The sequence below is a fragment of the Asanoa iriomotensis genome (assembly GCF_016862515.1).
Lineage (GTDB): Bacteria > Actinomycetota > Actinomycetes > Mycobacteriales > Micromonosporaceae > Asanoa > Asanoa iriomotensis.
In genome coordinates this window covers 20029-40386 of sequence record NZ_BONC01000001.1, presented here as the reverse complement: position 1 = coordinate 40386, position 20358 = coordinate 20029, and the positions used below count along the sequence as shown (strand labels likewise).

The 20358-nt window shown below is 73.0% G+C and carries 20 protein-coding genes; 8 read left to right on the top strand and 12 right to left on the bottom strand.

Annotated elements, in window-relative coordinates:
- The first annotated feature begins 9 nt into the window (after nucleotides 1-9).
- Nucleotides 10-1113 carry a M24 family metallopeptidase gene (locus Air01nite_RS00190; protein WP_203699681.1) on the top strand — a complete coding sequence of 368 codons (1104 nt, stop codon included), beginning with the start codon at nucleotides 10-12 and terminating at the stop codon, nucleotides 1111-1113.
- Nucleotides 1110-2255: an acyl-CoA dehydrogenase family protein gene (locus Air01nite_RS00185; protein WP_203699680.1), complete on the top strand. Its 1146-nt coding sequence runs from the start codon at nucleotides 1110-1112 to the stop codon at nucleotides 2253-2255. Before Air01nite_RS00190 ends, Air01nite_RS00185 begins: the two co-directional genes overlap by 4 nt.
- Here Air01nite_RS00185 and Air01nite_RS00180 read toward each other — a convergent pair.
- Complete coding sequence (locus Air01nite_RS00180; protein WP_203699679.1) at nucleotides 2238-3380, bottom strand: epoxide hydrolase family protein; 1143 nt, start codon at nucleotides 3378-3380, stop codon at nucleotides 2238-2240. The genes Air01nite_RS00185 and Air01nite_RS00180 overlap by 18 nt on opposite strands.
- A gap of 63 nt (nucleotides 3381-3443) precedes the next feature.
- On the opposite strand from Air01nite_RS00180, the gene Air01nite_RS00175 reads away from it, so the two are divergent.
- Both Air01nite_RS00175 and Air01nite_RS00170 read left to right on the top strand, forming a co-directional pair.
- The gene (locus Air01nite_RS00175; RefSeq protein WP_203699678.1) at nucleotides 3444-4361 is read left to right on the top strand and encodes a helix-turn-helix transcriptional regulator; all 918 of its coding nucleotides are present in this window, start codon (nucleotides 3444-3446) and stop codon (nucleotides 4359-4361) included.
- 10 nt (nucleotides 4362-4371) lie between these two features.
- Complete coding sequence (locus tag Air01nite_RS00170) at nucleotides 4372-5559, top strand: RNA polymerase sigma factor (protein WP_239090386.1); 1188 nt, start codon at nucleotides 4372-4374, stop codon at nucleotides 5557-5559.
- 34 nt (nucleotides 5560-5593) lie between these two features.
- Here the strand turns inward: Air01nite_RS00170 and Air01nite_RS00165 are convergent, their stop codons facing one another.
- The gene (locus Air01nite_RS00165; RefSeq protein WP_203699677.1) at nucleotides 5594-5947 is read right to left on the bottom strand and encodes a YciI family protein; all 354 of its coding nucleotides are present in this window, start codon (nucleotides 5945-5947) and stop codon (nucleotides 5594-5596) included.
- Between the two features lie 3 nt (nucleotides 5948-5950).
- Complete coding sequence (locus tag Air01nite_RS00160) at nucleotides 5951-6301, bottom strand: YciI family protein (RefSeq protein WP_203699676.1); 351 nt, start codon at nucleotides 6299-6301, stop codon at nucleotides 5951-5953.
- Nucleotides 6302-6402: 101 nt separating this feature from the next.
- Between Air01nite_RS00160 and Air01nite_RS00155 the strand changes: the two genes are divergently transcribed.
- Entirely contained in the window at nucleotides 6403-6867 is a 465-nt protein-coding gene (locus tag Air01nite_RS00155; protein WP_203699675.1) for an Lrp/AsnC family transcriptional regulator, read from the top strand.
- On the opposite strand, the gene Air01nite_RS00150 is transcribed toward Air01nite_RS00155, so the two are convergent.
- A complete protein-coding gene (locus Air01nite_RS00150) occupies nucleotides 6839-7411 on the bottom strand; it encodes a histidine phosphatase family protein (protein WP_203699674.1) in 573 nt (190 codons plus the stop codon). The two genes, Air01nite_RS00155 and Air01nite_RS00150, sit on opposite strands and share 29 nt — an antisense overlap.
- Nucleotides 7412-7529: 118 nt before the next feature.
- Between Air01nite_RS00150 and def the strand changes: the two genes are divergently transcribed.
- The gene (gene def, locus Air01nite_RS00145; RefSeq protein WP_203699673.1) at nucleotides 7530-8033 is read left to right on the top strand and encodes a peptide deformylase; all 504 of its coding nucleotides are present in this window, start codon (nucleotides 7530-7532) and stop codon (nucleotides 8031-8033) included.
- Between the two features lie 1587 nt (nucleotides 8034-9620).
- Here def and Air01nite_RS00140 read toward each other — a convergent pair.
- From Air01nite_RS00140 to Air01nite_RS00125, 4 genes are all read right to left on the bottom strand, one after another.
- Nucleotides 9621-10769, bottom strand: a complete 1149-nt coding sequence (locus tag Air01nite_RS00140; RefSeq protein WP_203699942.1) for an RNA polymerase sigma factor — start codon at nucleotides 10767-10769, stop codon at nucleotides 9621-9623.
- Between the two features lie 5 nt (nucleotides 10770-10774).
- Nucleotides 10775-11182, bottom strand: coding sequence for a YciI family protein (locus tag Air01nite_RS00135; protein WP_203699672.1), 408 nt, complete (start codon nucleotides 11180-11182; stop codon nucleotides 10775-10777).
- 23 nt (nucleotides 11183-11205) lie between these two features.
- Entirely contained in the window at nucleotides 11206-11703 is a 498-nt protein-coding gene (locus Air01nite_RS00130) for a pyridoxamine 5'-phosphate oxidase family protein (RefSeq protein ID WP_203699671.1), read from the bottom strand.
- Between the two features lie 143 nt (nucleotides 11704-11846).
- The gene (locus Air01nite_RS00125) at nucleotides 11847-12488 is read right to left on the bottom strand and encodes a hypothetical protein (protein WP_203699670.1); all 642 of its coding nucleotides are present in this window, start codon (nucleotides 12486-12488) and stop codon (nucleotides 11847-11849) included.
- A 17-nt stretch (nucleotides 12489-12505) separates the two neighbouring features.
- Here Air01nite_RS00125 and Air01nite_RS00120 point away from each other — a divergent pair, with 17 nt between their 5' ends.
- Together Air01nite_RS00120 and Air01nite_RS00115 are read left to right on the top strand one after the other, a co-directional pair.
- Nucleotides 12506-13243: an arginase family protein gene (locus tag Air01nite_RS00120; RefSeq protein WP_203699669.1), complete on the top strand. Its 738-nt coding sequence runs from the start codon at nucleotides 12506-12508 to the stop codon at nucleotides 13241-13243.
- 144 nt (nucleotides 13244-13387) lie between these two features.
- On the top strand, nucleotides 13388-15388 hold the full coding sequence (locus Air01nite_RS00115) for a sigma-70 family RNA polymerase sigma factor (protein ID WP_203699668.1): 2001 nt from the start codon (nucleotides 13388-13390) through the stop codon (nucleotides 15386-15388).
- On the opposite strand, the gene Air01nite_RS00110 is transcribed toward Air01nite_RS00115, so the two are convergent.
- The 4 genes from Air01nite_RS00110 to Air01nite_RS00095 are packed head-to-tail and all read right to left on the bottom strand — an operon-like array spanning nucleotide 15370 to nucleotide 20289.
- Nucleotides 15370-16164 (bottom strand): hypothetical protein, encoded by a 795-nt coding sequence (locus Air01nite_RS00110; protein ID WP_203699667.1) that lies wholly within the window; start codon nucleotides 16162-16164, stop codon nucleotides 15370-15372. The two genes, Air01nite_RS00115 and Air01nite_RS00110, sit on opposite strands and share 19 nt — an antisense overlap.
- Before the next feature lie 9 nt (nucleotides 16165-16173).
- Nucleotides 16174-17313, bottom strand: coding sequence for a type III PLP-dependent enzyme domain-containing protein (locus tag Air01nite_RS00105; RefSeq protein WP_203699666.1), 1140 nt, complete (start codon nucleotides 17311-17313; stop codon nucleotides 16174-16176).
- Nucleotides 17303-18886: an IucA/IucC family protein gene (locus Air01nite_RS00100; protein ID WP_203699665.1), complete on the bottom strand. Its 1584-nt coding sequence runs from the start codon at nucleotides 18884-18886 to the stop codon at nucleotides 17303-17305. The genes Air01nite_RS00105 and Air01nite_RS00100 overlap by 11 nt, the downstream gene beginning before the upstream one ends.
- The gene (locus Air01nite_RS00095) at nucleotides 18883-20289 is read right to left on the bottom strand and encodes an IucA/IucC family protein (protein WP_239090385.1); all 1407 of its coding nucleotides are present in this window, start codon (nucleotides 20287-20289) and stop codon (nucleotides 18883-18885) included. The genes Air01nite_RS00100 and Air01nite_RS00095 overlap by 4 nt, the downstream gene beginning before the upstream one ends.
- Between the last annotated feature and the right edge of the window lie 69 nt (nucleotides 20290-20358).

Here is a 20358-nt window from a genome sequence, read left to right as displayed (position 1 = left end):
GCTGGGGGTGTGCTCAACGCGGAGCTCCACCCACCCGAGCGGCTGGCCGCCGCCCAGCGTGCCACGGCCGCCGTCGGCCTCGACGCGCTGCTCGTCACCCCCGGCTCCGACCTGCGCTACCTGACCGGCTACGACGCGCACCAGCTGGAGCGGCTGACCTGCCTGGTCCTGCCGGCCCGGGGTGAGCCGACCCTGGTCGTGCCGACGCTGGAGCGGCCGGCCGCCGAAGTGGCCACCGCAAACCTGAAGATCGTCGACCATCGCGACGGCGACGACCCATACCCGCTGGTGGTGGCCGCCCTCGACGGGCCGCCGAGCGTCGTCGCGCTCAGCGACCGGATGTGGGCCGCGCACGTGCTGGGGCTGCGCGCCGCGCTGCCGGGCGCCGAGCAGCGGCTGGCCGGCGACGTCCTCGGCGAGCTGCGGGTGCGCAAGTCGCCGGCCGAGGTCGAGGCCCTGCGCGCGGCCGGTGCGGCGATCGACGCCGTGCACGCCCGGATGGGCGAGTGGCTGCGGCCCGGCCGCACCGAGCGGCAGGTCGGCGTCGACATCGCCGAGGCGATCATCGACGCCGGGCACGCCACCGTCGACTTCGTCATCGTCGCGTCCGGGCCCAACGGCGCGAGCCCGCACCACGCCACCGCCGACCGGGTGATCTCGCCGGGTGACCTGGTCGTGGTCGACATCGGCGGCACGATGCCGTCCGGCTACTGCTCCGACTCCACCCGGACCTACGTGGTCGGCGCTCCGCCGCCCGACGCGGTCGCCTGGTACGCGGTGCTGCACGCCGCGCAGCGCGCCGCCGTCGCGGCGGTCCGCCCGGGCGTGACCTGCGCGCAGGTCGACGCCGCCGCCCGCGACGTGATCGCCGGCGCCGGCTTCGGCGACGCGTTCCTGCACCGCACCGGGCACGGCATCGGCCTCGACGGGCACGAGGAGCCCTACATCGTGGCCGGCAACGACCGCCCGCTCGAGCCGGGGATGGCGTTCTCGATCGAGCCCGGCATCTACCTCGCGGGCCGGCACGGCGCCCGCATCGAAGACATCGTCGTCTGCACAGACGGGGGTGCCGACGTCCTCAACACCACACCCACGGAGTTGGCCGAACTATGACCAGCATCGAGCGCGTCCTGCCCACCGAAGAGGCCGGAGACCTCCTCGACCTCGCGACCGAGATCGCCGACCGGGAGCTCGCCCCGAAGGCGGCCGACTACGAGGCCCGCCGGGAGTTCCCGCGCGAGCTGATCCGCACCATCGGCCGGGCCGGGCTCCTGGGGTTGCCCTATCCCGAGGAGCTGGGCGGGGCCGGGCAGCCGTACGAGGTGTACCTCCAGGTCCTCGAGATCCTCGCCTCCCGCTGGCTCGTGGCCGCCGAGGCGGTCAGCGTGCACACGCTGGCCTGCTACCCGGTCGCCAGCGTCGGCGGCGAACAGCTCCGCAAGCAGCTGCCCGACATGCTCGGCGGCGAGCTGCTCGGCGCCTACTGCCTCTCCGAGCCCCAGGGCGGTTCCGACGCCGCGGCGCTGACGACGCGGGCGGTCCGCGACGGCGACGCGTACGTGATCGACGGCACCAAGGCGTGGATCACCCACGCGCACGACGCCGACTTCTTCAACGTGTTCGCCCGCACCGGCGGCCCCGGCCCCGGCGGCATCTCCTGCCTGCTGGTCGACGCCGGCACCCCGGGCATCGTGCCGCAGGCGCCCGAACGCACGATGGGCCTGCACGCGTCACCCATCTCGCAGATCGCGTTCGACGGTCTACGCGTGCCCGCGGACCGCCTCGTCGGCGAGGAGGGCACCGGGTTCGGCATCGCGATGCGGGCGCTCGACTCGGGCCGCCTGGGCATCGCCGCCTGCGCGGTCGGCCTCGCGCAGGCGGCACTCGACTACGCGGCCGGCTACGCCCGTGAGCGGGAGCAGTTCGGCACGCCGATCATCGACTTCCAGGGGCTCGGCTTCATGCTGGCCGACATGGCCACCCAGATCGCGGCCGCCCGCGCGTTGACGCTGCACGCGGCCCGGCTGCGCGACCACGGCCGGCCCTACTCGACCGAGGCGGCCAAGGCCAAGCTGTTCGCGACCGACATGGCGATGAAGGTGACCACCGACGCGGTGCAGGTGCTGGGCGGCTACGGCTACGTCGCGGACCACCCGGTCGAGCGCTACATGCGCGAGGCCAAGGTCCTGCAGATCGTCGAGGGCACCAACCAGATCCAGCGGCTGGTCATCGCGCGGTCACTCGCGAAGGCTTGACGAGCCGTCCGCTGACGGCTCGCCAACGGCAGAGAAGAACGAGCGGATGTCGGCCGCGTGGGCGGCCGGCTGCTCCATCGCCACGAAGTGGTTGCCGGGGTTGCCCTCCGGCCAGTGCACGATCGTGTTGTCCCGTTCGGCGAGCCGGCGCATCAGGGCCGAGCCGCCGCCGTACTGGCCGCTCGGCACCGCCTTCTGACCCTCGGGCCAGGCGAAGCCGCCGTCGGGAGCGAGCGTGAGCAGGTCGTACATCGGCCACGAGGACGGACCCGCCGTGCCGGTGAACCACCACAGGCTGGCGTTGGTCAGCATCAGGTCGCGGTCGATGACCTGGTCGGGGGTCTCGGCCATGAAGGCGAACTCCTTGAACTTGTGCGTGAGCCAGGCCAGCAGACCGGCGGGGGAGTCGGTCCAGGAGTACGCGAACGTCTGCGGCGCCGCCCGCAGCAGCGCGTGATGGTCGACGCCGCCGCTCATCCACTGCTGCATCTGCGCCCATTCCGCGCGCTCGGCGTCGTTCATGCCTGGGACGTCGGCCTCGGTCGGAAAACCGAAACCGCCGTCGATGTGTACGCCGACCACGTGCGCCGGCGCGGCCCGGGCCACCGCCGGTGCCACGTACGCGCCGAGGTCTCCGCCCTGGGTGCCGTAGCGGTCGTAGCCGAGCCTTCGCATCAGCTCCGCCCACATCCGGGCGACGCGCTCGAGGGTGAACCCGGTGTCGGTGGGCGCCTGCGAGAACCCGAAGCCCGGGACCGACGGCACCACCACGTGGAAGTCCGCGGTCAGCTCGCCGATCAGGTCCGTGAACTCGACGAACGAGTTCGGCCAGCCGTGGGTGAGCAGCAGCGGCAGCGCGTCCGGCGCTTTCGACGGCACGTGCAGGAAATGCACCGCCAGCCCGTCGATCTCGGTGATGAACTGCGGAAACTCGTTGAGGCGGGCCTCGTGTGCGCGCCAGTCGTAGCCGGTCGCCCAGTGGTCGGCCAGGTCGCGCAGGTAGTCCAGCGGGACGCCGCGGCTCCAGCCGGCGCCGGGCAGCTGCCGGGGCCAGCGGGTGCGGGCGAGCCGGTCGCGCAGGTCGTCGAGGTCGGCTTGGGGGATGTCGATCCGGAAAGGCGTCATGTGGTGCACGCTACGAGCCCAGTAGGTCAGCTTCTGGCACACAAGAGTGGCATCGTGGGATCCATGTCCGACACCCCGGCCCGGCTGCTGAGCCTGCTGTCGCTGCTGCAGACACCGCGGGAGTGGCCCGGCCGCGAGCTGGCCGACCGGCTGGGCGTCAGCCTGCGCACGATCCGCCGCGACGTCGACCGCCTGCGCGACCTCGGCTACCCGGTGCGGGCCACGATGGGCAACGTCGGCGGCTACCGCCTGGTCGCCGGCAAGGCGATGCCGCCGCTGCTGCTCGACGACGACGAGGCGGTGGCGATCGCGGTCGGCCTGCGGGCCGGGCACACCGTGGCCGGCATCGAGGAGGCGTCCGTGCGGGCCCTCGCCAAGCTCGAGCAGGTGCTGCCGGCCCGGTTGCGGCAACGGGTCGGCGTGCTCGGGCGGGCGACCGAGCCGCTGCTGACCTGGAGCCGGCCGACCGTCGACCCGTCACAGCTCACGGCGTTGGCCGGGGTGATCGGCGAGCGCGTCCGGTTCGCCTACCGCGACGGCGAGCGCCTCGTGGAGCCGCACAAGCTGGTGGCGGCCGGGCGCCGCTGGTACCTGGTGGCGTTCGACAACGACCGCGACGACTGGCGGGTCTTCCGGGTCGACCGGATCGGCGACCTGCGGTCGACGGGTCACCGCGTCGCACCGCGCACCCTGCCGGCGCCCGACGCGGCCGCCTTCGTCGCCGGCCGGCTGACCGAGCTGACCCCGGTCTACCGGGCCGTAGCGACCCTGCACGCGCCGTACGACCAGCTCGCGGACCGAATCGGGGACCTGACCCCGCTTGGGCCCGACCGGTGCCGGCTGGACGGGCACGCCGACACCCTCGAGTTCCTCGCCTGGCGCCTGCTCACGCTCGGCTGCGAGTTCGAGGTCCACGAGCCACCCGAACTGGTCGCCTATCTGGCGGCGGTGGGTGGCCGGGCGACCCGGGCCGCGGGCTAGCCTCGGACCCGTGGTCGACGCGACCGGTGCTGTGGAGGCGGTCTGGCGGTCCGACGCCGCCGGGATGCGGGCGGTGCTGGCCCGCCGGCTCGGCGACCTCGACCGGGCCGAGGAGGCGCTGCAGGACGCGGTCGGCGAGGCGCTGCGCCGCTGGCCGACCGAGGGCGTCCCGGACCGGCCAGCCGGGTGGCTGGTCACCACGGCCTGGCACAAGGCCGTCGACGTGCTGCGCCGGGAGGAGACCGGCCGGCTCAAGACGTTGCAGCTCGACCCGCCCGCGCCGCCGACCGGCGACGACCGCCTCGCGATGATCTTCGCCTGCTGCCATCCGGCGCTCAGCGAGCCGGCCCAGGTCGCGCTGACCCTGTCCGCGGTCAGCGGCCTGTCCACCGAGGAGATCGCCGCCGCCCACCTGGTACCGACCGCGACCCTCGCGCAGCGTCTGGTCCGCGCCAAGCGGGCTCTGCGGGGCGCGTCGTTCGCGGTGCCGGGCCCGGACGAGCGCCGGGAGCGCCTGCCGGCGGTGCTCGCCACGGTCTACCTCGTGTTCAACCAGGGGTACGACGCCGCCCGCCGCGACCTGGCCCGCGAAGGGCTCGACCTGGCCGGGCAGCTCGCCGACCTGATGCCGGACGAGCCCGAGGCCGGCGGGCTGGCGGCCCTGCTCACCCTGCACGAGGCCCGCGCCGCCACCCGCGTCGACGCCGACGGGCGCCTGGTGCTGCTGTCCGACCAGGACCGGTCCCGGTGGGACAGGGCGATGATCGCTTCCGGGGTACGCCGGTTGGGGCGGGCGGCCGCCCTCGGCGCACCGGGGCCCTACCAGCTGCAGGCGGCGATCGCGGCGCAGCACGCGCTGGCGCCGTCCTACGACGCCACCGACTGGGGCGCCGTCCGCGCCCTCTACGACCAGCTCCTCGCCCTCTCGCCGTCGCCGGTGGTGGCGCTGGGCCGGGCCGTGGCGACCGGTTTCGTCGACGGGCCCGCGGTCGCGCTCGCGGAGACGGACGCGCTGGAGCCGCGGCTGGCCGGCTACCGGATGTGGCACGCGACCCGGGCCGACCTGCTGGTCAAGCTGGGCCGGCGCGACGAGGCGGCGGACGCGACCCGCCGGGCGTTGGCGTTGGCCACCAACGACGCCGAACGGGAGCTGCTGGCCCGCCGCCTCGCGGCTTTGAAAGGAACGGACCGTTGTTAACGCTATGCGGTAACAACGGTCCGTTCCTTTCAGCTCAGTTCATCACCGGCCGCACCTCGACCGTCTCCCGGAACGGGACGATGCCCGGCCAGGTGGCGGCGATCGCGACGGCCTCGTCGGCGTCGGCGACGTCGAGCGGCACGATGCCGCCGACGACGTCCTTCAGCTCGACGTAGGGGCCGTCGGTGACCGTGACCCGCCCGGCCGCGTCGGTGCCGACCGTGCGGGTGGCGGCGGCCGGGCCGAGCATGGCGCCGCCCGGCAGGACCTTGCCGGTGGGGAGCCAGCGTGCGTACCAGTCGCGGATCTGCCCCATCACCGCCTGTGTGGCCTCGTCGGTGCCGCTCCAGGCCGACTCCTCGCCGGAGATCAGCATCAGGAACCGCATCGGTCAGCGTCCCGTGGACGGGCGGACCTCGACCTGGTCGCCGACCGCTTCGATGCCGGGCCAGGTGGCCGCGACGGCGACCGCCTCGTCCATCGAGTCGGCCTCCAGCAGGATGAAACCGCCGACGACGTCCTTGATCTCGATGTACGGGCCGTCGGTGACCAGGGCCTTGCCGTCCGCGCCGCGCCGGACGGTCTTGGCCGTGCTGACCGGCTGCAGCTCGGCGCCGCCCTCGACGATCGCGCCCTCGGCGTGCCACTTCTCCCACCAGGTGCCGACGGCGGCCATCAACTCCTCGGCCTCCGGACCCGCCCAGTTGGACTCGGGTCCGCAGATCATCATCACGTAGCGCATCAGGGTTTTCCTTCCGTGTGCGTGCTGTCTGGGGGATGACGAACGGCACCGTGGCGGGATCGACATCGCCGCCGGAGAAACCGGACGGTATTTTCTCTGCCGTGGAGGACATCGACCGCGCCATCGTCGCAGCATTGACCGAGGACGGCCGGCTGTCCTACACCGACCTCGCCGAACGGGTGGGGCTGTCGGTGTCGGCGGTGCACCAGCGGGTCCGCCGGCTGGAGCAGCGGGGCGTGATCCGCGGCTACACGGCCAAGGTGGCGTACGACGCGATCGAGCTGCCCCTGGCGGCGTTCGTGGCGATCCGCCCGTTCGACCCGTCGCAGCCCGACGACGCCCCGGAACGGCTCGCGCACATCCCGGAGATCGAGTCGTGCTACTCGGTCGCGGGCGACGACTTCTACCTCCTGCTGGTGCGGGTGGCGGGCCCCGCGGACCTGGAGCGGGTGCTCCAGGAGATCCGGACGGCGGCCAACGTCACCCACCGGACGACGGTCGTGCTGTCGACCCCCTACGAGGGCCGCGCACCGAAGATCAACGACCGGAGTTCCACTGCTGGATGACCCGGGCGCCGTGCTCGTGGCCGAGCTCGGACAGGGTGGCGGTGTCGAGCTTGAGCAGCCCGCCGCCGTCGGGGCCGAGCCCGATCCAGCGGGCGCCGACGACGCGCAGGCAGTGACCGTGCCCGACGAGGGCGACGTCGCCCTGGTCGAGGAGCTTGGCGGCCTTGGCGATGACCCGGTCGACCCGGATGCCGACCTGCGCCGGTGTCTCACCGTCGGGCGCGCCATGGGTCCAGAGCGACCAGGCCGGGTCGTACCGGTCGTGGATCTCGGCTGAGGTGATCCCCTCGTACCGGCCGTAGTTCCACTCCGCCAGGTCGTCGTCGATCTCGGTGATCCGCAGCCCGGCCAGCTCCGCGGTGCGCACGGCCCGCTCGCGCGGGCTGCTGATCACCGCGGCGAACGACCGGTCGGCCAGCCGCGCCCCGATCTCCTGGGCCTGCCGCTCACCGGCGGGCGTCAGCTCGATATCGGTGTACGAGGTGTGCTTCCCGGCCATGCTCCACTCGGTCTGCCCGTGCCGGACGAGGACGATCTCCGCCATGCCGTCCATCCAACCGCCTCGACGCGGCTCGCGCCCGCGGAAACCATCATCCTAGGACGGCTTAGGGGGTGTGTCCCGGTCCGAAGATCAACCGGCGGCGGGGGATAGGGTTCGGCCCATGACCATCCGCCCGATCCGCCTCATCGGCGACGCGGTGCTACGCGCCGAGTGCGACCCGGTCCGCACCTTCGACGCGGAACTGTGGGCGCTGGTCACGGACCTGATGGACACGCTGCTGGGCGAACCGGGCCGGGCAGGCGTGGCCGCCAACCAGATCGGCGTGGCCGCGGCAGTGTTCGTCTACGACGCGGAGGGCCAACGCGGCCACGTGGTCAACCCGTCGATCACGCTGTCGGAGGAACTCCAGGACGGCGACGAGGGCTGCCTCTCAATCCCGGAGTTGTTCTTCCCGACCCCACGCGCCCAGCACGCGACGGTGACGGGCTTCGACCAACACGGCGAGCCGATCACGGTGTCGGGGAGCGGCTTCCTGGCGCGGGCGCTGCAACACGAGACGGACCACCTGGCGGGCAAGCTCTTCGTGGACGGCCTACGCGGCCAGACGCGCCGCGAGGCCCTACGCGAGATCCGCGCGACCCCCTGGGCCCGCCGCACCCCTTGACGGACCAAGCCGTCGGCAAGCCGTTGGCGGGCGGCATCCGCGGCCAAGCCCACCGCGAGGCCTCGTGCGCGATCCGCGCGACCCCCTGGGCCCGCCGCACCCCTTGACGGACCCAGCCGTGGGCAAGCCGTTCGTGGACGGCCCGCGCGGCCAAACCCGCCGCGAGGCCATACGCGATCCGCCGCGACTCGCTTGACCCGCGTTGCGCCCCTTAGCGGACGCTGCGGCCACGCTGTTCTTGCGTGGACTGTCCGGCCAGGTCCGCCTTCGCGGATGCCAGCGGCGAATGGGCTCGCCGCGGACGCCTCGACGATCCAGCCGGTCGTCTCCTACACGAGTGGCTGGCGGGTCGTCGTTGCTTCGCACGGTTGATCGTGAAGGCTTTCGCTTTCGTTCGTTGCCCGATGGCCGTTGGCGAGGGTCGTGTGGACGCGTTCTGCCGGCCCGAGGCGACCTGGTGGGGTACTCGCGGTGTAAACGACGCCGGCCTTTTCGGTGTAGACCGACGCCTGTCGGGCGTTGGCCTCCGGTTCCGGGCGCAGGAGGCGGCCCGCTGGGGCATGTGCGTACCTGTTCGAGGGGCGCGTGCGGGAGAGGACACCCTGGCGGGGACGCCCGCGGGTGATCGTGTGCGGCGTTCGGGGCGGACGCCAGGGGGCGTGATCGTGTGTGGCCGGTCGGGGCGGTTGGACGCCGGCCGCATGATCATGTGCGGCTGGTCGTTCGCCTGCGCGGCGTGTCAAGCAGATCCGGTGCACACGATCAGCGGTGAGGCCAACGAGCTTCCTCATGAGCCGCACATGATCATGGTCCGGATCGCGGCCGCGCCGGTGGCCCACGGGTGTCCGGGTCGTACTCGTCCAGCCCCAACGACCGGCTCTGTCGATCATGAGCGGCCCGCGCCGACGGCGACGATGCCCGTCGCCGGTCCGGAACAGCGGTGTTGGTGGATCGTGGATCGAACTCCCAGGTCCGCCTCCCTGGCGTCAGGTCGGCAAAGTCCGCGCGCGAGGTCCGACAGGTCGCCCTTACCGGGATAGTCCAGCTGGCCGGGAGGTGGCCGAGGCGACCCGCTGGCACGACCGAGAGCTGGTCCGCGAGCTGCCCTCGCCCTGGCGACAGGTCGGCGAAGTCCGCGGCCGAGTCCGATATGTCGCCCTTACCCGGATAGCCCAGCTGGCCGGGAGATGGCCGAGGCGACCCGCTGGCTCGACCCTGACGACCGCGGCCTGCTCTCGGGGTGGTGGCTCGAGGCGTCCGTGGCGTTCCAACCCGTGCCCGTCGCCGCCACGCAGCAAACGCCGTGACGGAGGCGAACCCGTCTTCGATCCGTGGACTGTTCAGCAGCTCGCGGTAAACAGATCGATGGTCCGGCCGCGGCACGCGCGCAGGGTCGTCTCCGGGCCTCACGCGCGTGCCGCACTGTGTCCCCGAAACCGACCGCACTCCCTGAGCGCTTTGGTCCCCGCGTCACCCGGAGGGGCCGATGAGGATCTGCAGCGACGCCAGCGGCCCTCTCCGGCCCTTCGTCAGCGGCTCAGGCTCCAGACCGGTCAGGCACCTCGAACTAAGTGGTGCAAGGGCTGCCTAGCAGCGGCGCAGTTCGGCGTTCAGGCGGGCGGCCTGGCGGGTGAGGTGGTCGCGTTCGGCGAGGTTGGGTGCTGAGCGGGCCGCTTCCGCGTAGAGGCGGGCTGCGGTCGCTGGGTCGCCGGCCCGTTCGCGTAGGTAGGCCTCAGCCGCCCGGTAGCGCGGCAGCGCAGGATCGAGCACCGTGAGGGCGGCCAGGCCCGCCGGGGCGCCGTCGGCCTCGCCTACCGCGACCGCGCGGTTGAGGCGGGCCACCGGGTTGTCGGTGAGGCGCAGGAGTTCGTCGTACCACTCGACGATCTGGACCCAGTCCGTCTCCTGCGCCGTCGGGGCGTCGGCGTGCAGCGCCGCGATGGCTGCCTGGACCTGGAACTCGCCCAGGCGGTCGAGGGCCAGGGCCGCCTGGAGGATCGCGACGCCCTCGGCGATCAACCGGGTGTCCCACAAGGCGCGGTCCTGGTCGGCCAGAGGGACGAGGCGGCCGTCGGCCCCGGTGCGGGCCGGGCGGCGGGCGTGGTGGAGCAGCATCAGGGCGAGCAGGCCCGCGACCTCCGGATGGTTGATCTGCGACGCGAGCTGCCGGGTGAGGCGGATCGCTTCGGCGGCGAGGTCGACGTCACCTGAGTAGCCCTCGTTGAAGACCAGGTAGAGCACCCGCAGCACGGTGGCGACGTCGCCGGGCTCGTTGAGGCGTACGCCGGTGACGGTCTTCTTGGCCCTGCTGATCCGTTGGGCCATGGTCGCTTCCGGCACCAGGTAGGCCTGGGCGATCTGGCGTGTGGTCAGGCCACCGACCGCGCGCAGGGTGAGGGCGACGGCGGAGGCGGGCGTCAGGGACGGGTGGGCGCACAGGAAGTACAGCTGGAGGGTGTCGTCGGTCGTCGAAGCCGGGCCCGGCTCGGGTTCGCCCTCGGCGCGTTCCTCGCGCAGCCGCCTCGAGGTGTCGGCGCGGGCGGCGTCGAGGAACTTGCGCCAGGCCACCGTGACCAGCCAGCCCTTGGGGTCGCGGGGCGGGTCGTCCGGCCAGCTGCGGACGGCCTCGAGCAGGGCCTCCTGGACGGCGTCCTCGGCCGCCGCGAAGTCTGCTCCGCGGCGGCCGAGGATCGTGATCACGATGGGGGTGAGGGTCCGCAGTTGGGCCTCGTCCACGTGGGTCACTCCATGATGGTCGGGGGCTCGGTCAGGAACGGGCGGAGCTCGAGCCATTCGTGGATCGGCTTGCCGCCCGCGCCCGGGGCGGCGGAGAGTTCGCCGGCCAGTTCGAGTGCCCGATCGTACGTGTCGACGTCGATCACCATCCAGCCGGCGATCAGGTCCTTGGTCTCCGCGAACGGCCCGTCGGTGATCGGGGGCCGCCCTTCGCCGTCGTAGCGGACGAACGTGCCCTCGGGGGAGAGCGCCTGTTCGCCGACGAACTCGCCGGTGCTCTCGAGCCGGTTGGCGAAGTCGCGCATGTACTGGATGTGCGCGTCGAACTCCTCCCGCGTCCACTTTTCCATCGGCACGTCGTTGACCGCCGCCGGAGCGCCGCGGTAGTGCTTGAGCAGTAGGTACTTGGCCATGTTTTTGCTCCTTGTGAGTGAGGTCAGGCGGCCAGGCGCTGCGCGCGTCGGTGGATCAACTCCTCGACGGCGCTGGGCAGGGTCGTCTCGAAGTCGATCAGCTTGGCCCAGGTCGGGGTCACGACGATGCGGACCATGCCGTCGTAGAGCGAGCGGACCTCCGCCTCCCAGTGCACCCGCTGCTCGGCGGTCATCGTGTAGGTGCCGTTCATCTGGAGGTACTCGTCGGGGATGCCGTCGACGACGTCGAGGTCGGCGCGGCCGCGGATGAGCAGGATCTTGGGCGGGTGCACCTCGGTGTCGATCGTCAGGGCGACCATCGGGTTGGTCCGCAGCGCCGGCAGCTTCGGCGCGTTCGTGGTCGTGCACATGACGATCTCCGAGCCGTTCCAGGTGAACCCGATCGGAACGCTGCGCGGTGTGCCGTCCTTGGCGACGTAGGCGAGGCGGGTGATGTCACGGGCGAGCAGTTCCCGGCTGAGCGGCCGGTCCAGCACCTCGCTGATCTCGTGGGGTCGCACGGTGGTCCTCCCGATGGCTGATTCTTTCGTCTTCACCACGGGGACGGAGCCGCACACCGGTTCTCGACATCACCGGCGGAAATTCTTTTGGGCGCTTCCGGGTACGGAGGCCGGAATGGGCAGTATCGGCCGGTTCGATGCCCTCAGCGGCGCCACGCGGCGCCGGCGCGGCGGCGGGTCGCCCGCTGGCCGGCTTCCAGGTCGAGGACGTCGAGCAGCGTCGGGTCCGCGTCGACCGCGTGGTAGAGGTGGGTGATCGTGGCAGTTTCGCCGGCGTCCGTCGCGCCGATCAGCTGCCACGCCCCGTCGTCGGCATCGTGGGTGACCAGCAGGATCGGCTCGCGGCCCGCGTGGACCTGCGGGGTCTGGAAGCAGGTGGTCCCCAGCACCCAGTGGGCCATCCACCAGGCGCGCCGGTCGCGGGCCATGACCTGGTCGACGACCGCCCAGATGAACGGGAGGGTGTCGTGGGCGCGGGCCTCGTCCGCGGTCAGGTGCGGGCCGCCTTCGGGTACCTGTTCGAAGACCTCGTCGGTCAGGCCGTACGCGAGGCCGTCGTCGTGCGCGAACACCTTGGTGTGGAACGTGCCGCCGCCCGGGTTGCCGGCGCCGATGCCGATCGTCAGCGAGCCGACGCGCGGTTCGATGCCGGTGATCCAACCGAACGCGTAGGAGGCCAGTTCGCCGCGCTGGCTGACGAACTCACCGAACGCCCGCCGGTCCATGCCGGTGGCGTCGCAGTTGGGTGCCTCGCGCAGCGCGCCTTCGATGACCTTGAGCTTCACGGGGACAACCTAGTCGCATGACGATCCTTCGTGTTCCTTTCCATCAGGACCGGCGGCTGCCCGACGAGAGCCTCCCACTGGACGCGGCGGCGGTGACGATCGAGCCGGCGCTGCCCGACGGGACCGTCTGGGAGCGGCTCACCGCCCTGCACACCGCGGTCGCCGAGCGGGTGGCGCGGGAGGTCGTGCCCACCGTCGTCTCCGGGGACTGTCTCGTCGCGCTCGGCACCCTCGCCGGCGTCCAGCGGGCCGGGATCCGGCCCGGCCTGGTCTGGTTCGACGCCCACGGCGACGTGCACACGCTCGACACGACGACGTCCGGCTACCTCGGTGGGCTGGCGTTGCGGCTCGCGCTGGGCGCACACGCCGACCTGGTCGCAGGACCGCTCGGTCTGCGGCCGGTCCCGGTCGAGCACACGCTGCTGGTCGGCGCCCGCGACCTCGACCGGCCCGAGGTCGACTACCTCGCCAGCGGCAACGCGCCCGCCACACGGGCGGTAGGCGACCTGGGAGAGCTGCCCGACGGCCCGCTCGTGCTCCACGTCGACCTGGACGTGATCGACGCCGGCGAGCTGCCGGGCCTGCGCTTCCCGGCACCCGGCGGTCCGTCCAGCGGCGCCGTCCGCGCCGCGATCCAGCACGTCCTGAGCACGGGCCGGGTCGTCGCCGTCAACATCGCCTGCCCCTGGCACGAAGCCCCGGATCCCGCGGCGCAGGCCGCACGAACCAACCTCCTCGCCAATCTCGCATCCTAGGACGCCTTACAGGGTGTGCGAGCGGTCGCAATGACAGGCCGGCTCCGACAAACAGAGTCCTAGGTGGGCCTTAAATGTGTTATCCCGCCGTCGCCGCGGTCGTCTCCTGTGCGCCACGATGGGGCAGCTTCGAGGAGAGGTGCGATGCGCGAAGGGTACGAGCAGGCGTTGGTGCTCGCCGCTCGGAACGGTGATCCGCGGGCGGTCGACCAACTGGTCGCCGAATACCTGCCGCTGGTCTACAACGTGGTCGGGCGGGCGCTCGACGGGCACGCGGACGTCGACGACGTGGTGCAGGAGACGATGCTGCGCTGTGTCACGGGGCTGCGGAGCCTGCGCGACCCGTCCCGGTTCCGGGCGTGGCTGGTCGCGATCGCGGTGCGGCAGGTACGCGACCGCCAGGCGGACCCCTACCGCGCGCGCCAGGCCGGCCACCTGGGCTATCCGGGTGAGGGCGACATGTCGGACCCGGGTGCGGACTTCGCCGACGTGACGATCCTGCGGCTGGAGCTGTCCGGTCAGCGGCGGGAGGTGGCCGAGGCGACCCGCTGGCTCGACCCCGACGACCGCGAGCTGCTCTCGCTGTGGTGGCTCGAGGCGTCCGGGGAACTGTCCCGCGACGACCTGGCGCAGGCGATGGGTTTGACGAACCAGCATGCGGCGGTACGCGTGCAGCGCATGAAGGCGACGCTCGACACGGCCCGCAGCGTGGTGCGGGCGTTGTCGACGAGGCCGCGCTGTGTGGAGCTGGGTGGGCTGGTCGCCGGCTGGTCGGGCCGTCCGGACGCGTTGTGGCGCAAGCGGCTGGCCCGGCACGTGCGCGACTGCGCCTACTGCGGGCCGGCGTCGGTGCAGTTGGTGGCGGCGGAGCGGCTGCTGGCGGGCATCGGCCTGGTCGCGCCGGTCGCCGGCATGGTGGCCGGGATGCTCGGGTCGACGGGTGCGGGCGCGGCAGCGGCGGGTGGTGCGGTCGGGGCGGCGACGGGCACGGGTTGGAACGCGACGACGGCGGGCGCGTCGTGGGGCGGCAGCACCGCGTCGATGCCGGGGCTGGGCGGGGCGGCGACCGCGGCCGGCGGCACGACAAGCGCGGGCAGCGCGGCCGGCGCCGCCAGCACGGCGGCGAAGGGCGCCTCCTGGGCGCTGAAGGGCCTGGCGATCAGCAAGCCGGTCGCCGCGGCGGTTGCGACGGTCACGGTGGCGGCGGCCGCGGTTGTCACGTTCGGGGTCGTGCGCAATGGGGACGCGGTGCCGGCCGCGGCCGTTCTGCCTCCTTCGGCATCGAGCGCCCCGTCGCGCGTATCCCCGGAAGCGACGGCAACCCCCGTGCCGTCGCCGACGGTCTCGCCCACCGCGAAGCCGACCCCGACGAAGTCACCGGTGAAGCCGGTGGCGCCCCTGCCTCCGACCCGCAAGACGGCGAAGAAGGGTGCCGCGGTCTGGGATTTCCCGGCGGTGAACGCGGGCCTGAAAGCTGTCGGTGCCTCGTGGTACTACAACTGGGGTGCGAACAACGACCGTATGCCGGCCAGCGGTGTGGAGTTCGTGCCGATGATCTGGGGCACGGCCAATGCGACGGACGCGACGATCGCGCAGGCGAAGCGGGAGGGTGACACGCTGCTGGGGTTCAACGAGCCCGACATGGCGGAGCAGGCGAACATGACGCCGGCGAAGGCATTGGAGCTGTGGCCGAAGCTGCAGGCGACGGGGATGCGGTTGGGCAGCCCGTCGGTGGCGTTCGGTGCGGCCGACACCGGCAAGTGGCTCGACCAGTTCATGAAGGGTGCCAAGTCGAAGGGCTACCGGGTCGACTTCATCACCCTGCACTGGTACGGCGGTGACTTCTCGTCGGCGGCGGTCGGGCACCTCAAGGGCTACATCCAGCAGGTGTACGCGAAGTACAAGCTGCCGATCTGGTTGACGGAGTTCGCGTTGATCCGGTTCGACGGGTCGGGTGCGCACTATCCGACGGACGCGCAGCAGGTGGCGTTCATCAACGGTGCGACGGACATGTTGCAGGGGTTGTCGTACGTGGAGCGGTACTCGTGGTTCGGGTTGCCGTCGACGGCGGACAGCCACACGGGTCTCTACAAGGAGTCGGGGCAGCTCACGCCGATGGGCAGCGCCTACCGGGCGGCGGGCTGATCGGCGTCGGCGAGCAGGTGTTCGTAGGGGAAGCCGTCCACCAGCTCGTCGCGGCGGGTGGACAGCTCCCGGAGCCGGGCCTCGATGTGTGCGTGGTCGACGAGGTCCGGCTCGGCGCTGTGGCGCAGTTTGAGGGTTTGGCCGATGGCGGCGCCGGCGAGGTCCTCGGCGAGGCGGTCGGCGGGGACGCCGCAGGTGGTGCGGTGTTCGGCGAGCAGGACGCGTTCGAAGACGTAGCCGCCTTCGCGTAGTTGCAGCCAGGCCCAGCCTTCGGCGGGGCCGCCGGTCCAGCGGACGCGGATGCCGCGGATGATGGGGTCGAAGAGCTGGCGGGCGGCGTACGCGTCGACGGCGGCGGCGCGGGCGACGGACGACAGGTCGTTGACGTGGCCGGTGCGGCCGTCGGGGAGGCGCCCGACGATGTCGCGGTAGTCGCCGCCGAAGGCGCGGGCGTCGAGGATGTAGTTGAGGATGCCGGTGCCGTGGTCGGCGGCGGTCAGCGTGGCCGAGGTGATCCGCAGCACCGGCAGGCCGACGGCGTCGCAGACGGCGGTGGTCATACGTTCGACGCGGCCGTTGGCGTTGGCGTCGGTGAACAGCAGCGCGAACTCGGTGCGGTCGGTGTCGGCGTCGGTGACCAGGTAGTCGAGGACGACGGTGTTGGCCGTGTTCCACTGGCCGGCGGTGATGCCGGTGGGTTTGCGGCCGATCACCTGGCCGAGGCGGCGTCCGGTGTGGACGCGGCGGCCGCCGCGCAGGTTGGTGGGCGTCGTCACGGCCCGACGCTAGCCCACGGACCCCAGGACCTTCACCTCCGGGTACGGGTGGCGCAGGAAGTCGTGGTGGGAGATGTCCCAGCCGTAGGCGCCGGTGCGGGCGAAGACCAGCACGTCGCCCGCGCGGAGGCGGTCGACGTGCTGGCCGCGGGTGAGGACGTCGCGGGGTGTGCAGAGTTCGCCGGTGGCGTCGACTTCCACGTTCGATACCTCCGGTCGGGGGTACGGGTGGGGCCAGTCGTCGACGGGCAGGACGGTGAACGGGTGGCTGTAGCCCCAGGCGGCGGGGAGCCGGAAGTGGTGGGTGCCGCCGCGGAGGACGGCGAACCAGCGGCCGTGGTTGCGTTTGAGGTCGATGACTTCGGCGGCGTACCAGCCGGAGTCGGCGGTGATCCACCGTCCGGGTTCGACGGCGAGGGTGACGCCGGGCGGCGGTGGGTTGATGCGGAGCTGGGTGAGGTCGAAGGTGGTGTCGCCGGTGTAGTCGATGCCGAGGCCGCCGCCGGCGTTGACGTAGGTCAGCGGGATGCCGAGGCGGGCGGCGGTGTGCACCGACCAGGTGACGGCGTCGTCGACGAATCGGGCGTGCGCGGCGGCGTCGAGGTTGTTGGAGACGGCGTGGAGGTGGAAGCCGCTGATCGGCACGGTGTCGCGCGGCAGGGTGTCGAGGTCTTCCTCGGCGATCCCGAACGGGGTGGGTGTGCCGGTCATGCGGTGGCTGCCGGAGGGTGTGTCGGCGGCCCGGTTGACGCGCAGGGCGGCGTTGACGGTTCTGCCGCGGGCGAGGTGGGTGAGGCGGCGCAGCTCGTGCACGCTCTCGACGTGGATCATGGCGCCGGCGTCGACGGCGGCGGTGAGCTCGTCGTCGGTCTTGGCCGGTCCCGCGAACGCGATGGTCCTGGCGCCGGCGGCCAGGGCGAGGTCGAGTTCGCCGCCGGAGGCGACCTCGAGGCCGTCGGCGGGTGCGGCGACGGCACGTAGCAGGTCGGGGTTGCCGTTGGCCTTGACGGCGTAGAGGACGCGGGTGCCGGGCGGCAGGGCGGCCCGCAGCGCGGCGATCCGGGCGACGGCGACGGCGGGGTCGTAGACGTACGCGCAGACCGGGCGGCGGGCGCCGGCGATGGCGGCGGCGACCGGTTCAGGGACCATGGAGCGGATTCTGCACGGGTACGTACTGGTCTCCGTCGCCGGCCAGCCGCATCCGCACGAGTGCCTTGTGCGGGACGGTCCGGGCGGTGAGGGCGCCGTGGTCGGCGCGGGCCGCGTCGGTGGTGGCGGGGTCGGTGAGCAGCGGCTCGTACGCCTCGTCGAGGGCGGAGCGGACGGCCCGCCAGGCGTCGTCCTCGTCGAGGTCGTGCGAGCGGGTCAGGCGCACGACGATCTCGCCGAGGTGGGCCTGGAGGGCGGTGTAGCCGAGCTTGGCGCGCATGACGTCGACGTCGTCGGTGGCGACGACGGAGCCGGGCCACAGCGCGGGCCGGTTTTCGGGGGCGAGGCGGGGCAGGTAGAGGCGCAGGCCGGCGAAGTCGCGGAACACGATCCGGTGTGGGCGGCCGTCGACGAAGGTGGGCAGGCAGTTCTGCAGGTGGGCTTCGAGGGCGATGCCGTGGCGGGCGGCCAGGCCCAGGACCGGCGGCAGGAGGAGGCGGGCGTACTCGCCGACGAAGTGGAGAGCGTTCCCCGGTCCGGGTGGGACGAGCCGGTCGAGGGTGTCGCCGGCGGTGAGGCCGCCGCCGGGTATGGCGATCTCGCCGGGTGCGAGGTGCCGGTCGACGCCGTCGCGGAGGATCGCGGACCCGTCGCGGCCGGCGCCGGCGGACATTGCGCTGCCGGCCGTCTCGGCGAGCAGGACCACGCGGGGTTCGTCGGCGAGGAGGCGGTGCAGGACGGCGGAGATGGCGGGGCCGTTGCGGGTGCTGGCGGTGGAGATGCTGCGCCGGGTCGAGGTGACCTGGATGTCGAGGGACAGCTTGAGGTAGCGGCGGCGGCCGTCGTGGCCGGTGGGGAGCAGCAGGGTGCGGACGGCGGCGGTGGGTGCGGCGTCGATGGTGCCGTCGAGGTCGCGGATGAGGCCGGCGCGGTAGAGGTCGGCGTAGCGGTGGCGCAGGACGGTGTCGCGCTGCCACTGGTGCACGGGCATGACGTGGTCGCCGCCGGGTGCGCCGGCGTAGAGGTCGGCGAGGTCGAGGCGGTCGCCGACGAACAGGTCCGGGTGCACGGCGACGAACGCGACCGTGGTCGTGCCGGCCTCGACGTCGTGGCGGAGGGTGTCGGCGGTGTCCCAGCCGAGCCGGGTGCGGCCGCAGGGGTGCAGGTTGTGGCCGTCGACCGCGATCCGTTCGTAGGACAGTGCCCGGCCGTCGGGGTCGTCGCCGGGTGAGGGTGGCTGGGGGCGGGCGAGGGCGATGGCGAGGTTGACGGTGGCGTTGGTGAGCTCTTCGGCGAGCCCGGCGGCGCCGGGCAGGCCGGGTGGGAGCAGGTCGGCGGCCGGGTCGTCGATCTTGTCGACTTCGAGGCGGTCGAACGCGTGGCGGCGGCCGACGCCGGCGTACCGTTCGCGGGCGTCGCCGATGTTCTCCCGGTAGAGGGCGCCGGCCAGGCGCCGGCCGACGGTGGCGGCGGCGCGCGGCAGGGCGTCCCGGAACGGGGCGACGAGGTCGGGTGCGATCACCGCGAGGCGCGCCGTCGTGTCGCGGGCGGCGGTGTCGAGGGCGGCGCTCACCGGTGCCCGACCAGCGGGTTCGGGACGTGCGTCCAGCGGGGTTCCAAGGGGTCGGCGGCCAGCCGCATGGTGGTGGTGGCCTTGACGGGCAGGGTGTCGCGGTGGGTGAGGCGGTCGCCGGCGGTGCGGGCGCAGGCGGCCCACAGCTGCGTCGGTGGGGTGCCGGTGGCGGCGGCGAGGGTGCCGACGAGCTGGCCGAGGACGACGGTGAGGGCGGCGAGCAGGGTGGTCTCCGGTTCGCTGGGATCGGTGGCGGCGATGTCGCCGTGGGCTTTCACGACGGTCGGGTCGACGCGGATGCCGCCGACGTCGCGGTAGTAGAGGGCGGCGGGGCGGCCCCGGTCGAGGGTGACCAGGGTGTTCTGGCCGTGTGCCTCGAGGCCGACGCCGCGGTCGAGCAGGTCCATGGGGCCGGTGACGAGCAGGCGGGTCAGGTCGGTGAGGAACGGGCGGGGGTCGCCGCCGTAGGCGAGGCGGACGGCTTCCCGGGCCAGTGCCGAGCCGTCGGCGGGTGAGGGCGCGGACAGGGCCGCGACCGGGATCGCGGTGCGGGGCGGGGCCTGGCGGTGGACGACGGCGAGGCGACGGTCGGGGCAGCCGTCGGTGAGGACGGCGCCGGCGGCGTACTCCCGCAGGATCGTCATCGTGTCCGTCAACTCCGCGAGGAATGCGGTCAGGGTCGGTCCGTTTTCGACGGCGGCGGGGGAGACCGTGCGGACGGCGCTGGTCATCTGGGCGTCGACGGCCGTCTTGAGGTGCAGGGCGGGGTCGTCGAGCGGGGCGACGGTGCGCAGCGACATCAGCGGGCGGGCCCGCCGGGTCCCGACCTCGCGCAGCTCGGGGTGGGCGGCGCGGACCCGCTCCCACTGCCACGGGTGCAGGTGCAGCAGCGGCGGCAGGCCGGCGCCGGTGGTGTGCCAGCGGTCGGTGGGGACCGCGACCTGGACGAGGTCGACGACGGTGCGGTGCTCCGGCCCGTACGCGAGGACGTCGCGGGTGGTCATCCCCAGGCGGGTGCGGCAGCCGGGGTGCAGGGGGTGGCCGTCGACGACGAGTTGCTCCCAGTGCGGCGGGGTGGGCCGGGTCAGCGTGGGCGGGCCGCCGTCGGGGCGCGGCTGGGTGGCCTGGGCGAGGGCGAGGTTGGCGACGCTGTTGTCGACCTCGGCGGCGAACCGGTCGTGGCCCATCGCCCGCAGCAGCGCGCCCGGGTCGCCGTCGTGCCCGGCGGGTGCCGTGAGGTGCTCGCGCGCGAACGCGGTCGTCAGGCGGTGGTGGATCGCCGCGCGGGCGGCGGGCAGCTCCCGCAGGTAGGCGGGGTGCAGGTCGGGGCGATGGTGTTCCAGCCAGTGTGCGGTGCTCGACGGGCCGGGCCCGTCGAGGGGCTCCGCCGTCGTGCCACTCACGCCAACCAGCCTACTAAGGGCAGCCTTACCTATCGGTCCCGGGACCGCCGCAGGTAGATGCCGGCCATC

What these genes read in the sequence shown, in the direction of transcription:
- Air01nite_RS00115 (WP_203699668.1), top strand. Translation starts at nt 13,388, where the DNA reads ATGCGCGAAGGGTACGAGCAGGCGTTGGTGCTCGCCGCTCGGAACGGT.
- Air01nite_RS00185 (WP_203699680.1), top strand. Translation starts at nt 1,110, where the DNA reads ATGACCAGCATCGAGCGCGTCCTGCCCACCGAAGAGGCCGGAGACCTC.
- Air01nite_RS00180 (WP_203699679.1), bottom strand. Translation starts at nt 3,380, where the DNA reads ATGACGCCTTTCCGGATCGACATCCCCCAAGCCGACCTCGACGACCTG.
- Air01nite_RS00165 (WP_203699677.1), bottom strand. Translation starts at nt 5,947, where the DNA reads ATGCGGTTCCTGATGCTGATCTCCGGCGAGGAGTCGGCCTGGAGCGGC.
- Air01nite_RS00160 (WP_203699676.1), bottom strand. Translation starts at nt 6,301, where the DNA reads ATGCGCTACGTGATGATGATCTGCGGACCCGAGTCCAACTGGGCGGGT.
- Air01nite_RS00120 (WP_203699669.1), top strand. Translation starts at nt 12,506, where the DNA reads ATGACGATCCTTCGTGTTCCTTTCCATCAGGACCGGCGGCTGCCCGAC.
- Air01nite_RS00150 (WP_203699674.1), bottom strand. Translation starts at nt 7,411, where the DNA reads ATGGCGGAGATCGTCCTCGTCCGGCACGGGCAGACCGAGTGGAGCATG.
- def (WP_203699673.1), top strand. Translation starts at nt 7,530, where the DNA reads ATGACCATCCGCCCGATCCGCCTCATCGGCGACGCGGTGCTACGCGCC.
- Air01nite_RS00175 (WP_203699678.1), top strand. Translation starts at nt 3,444, where the DNA reads ATGTCCGACACCCCGGCCCGGCTGCTGAGCCTGCTGTCGCTGCTGCAG.
- Air01nite_RS00135 (WP_203699672.1), bottom strand. Translation starts at nt 11,182, where the DNA reads ATGGCCAAGTACCTACTGCTCAAGCACTACCGCGGCGCTCCGGCGGCG.
- Air01nite_RS00105 (WP_203699666.1), bottom strand. Translation starts at nt 17,313, where the DNA reads ATGGTCCCTGAACCGGTCGCCGCCGCCATCGCCGGCGCCCGCCGCCCG.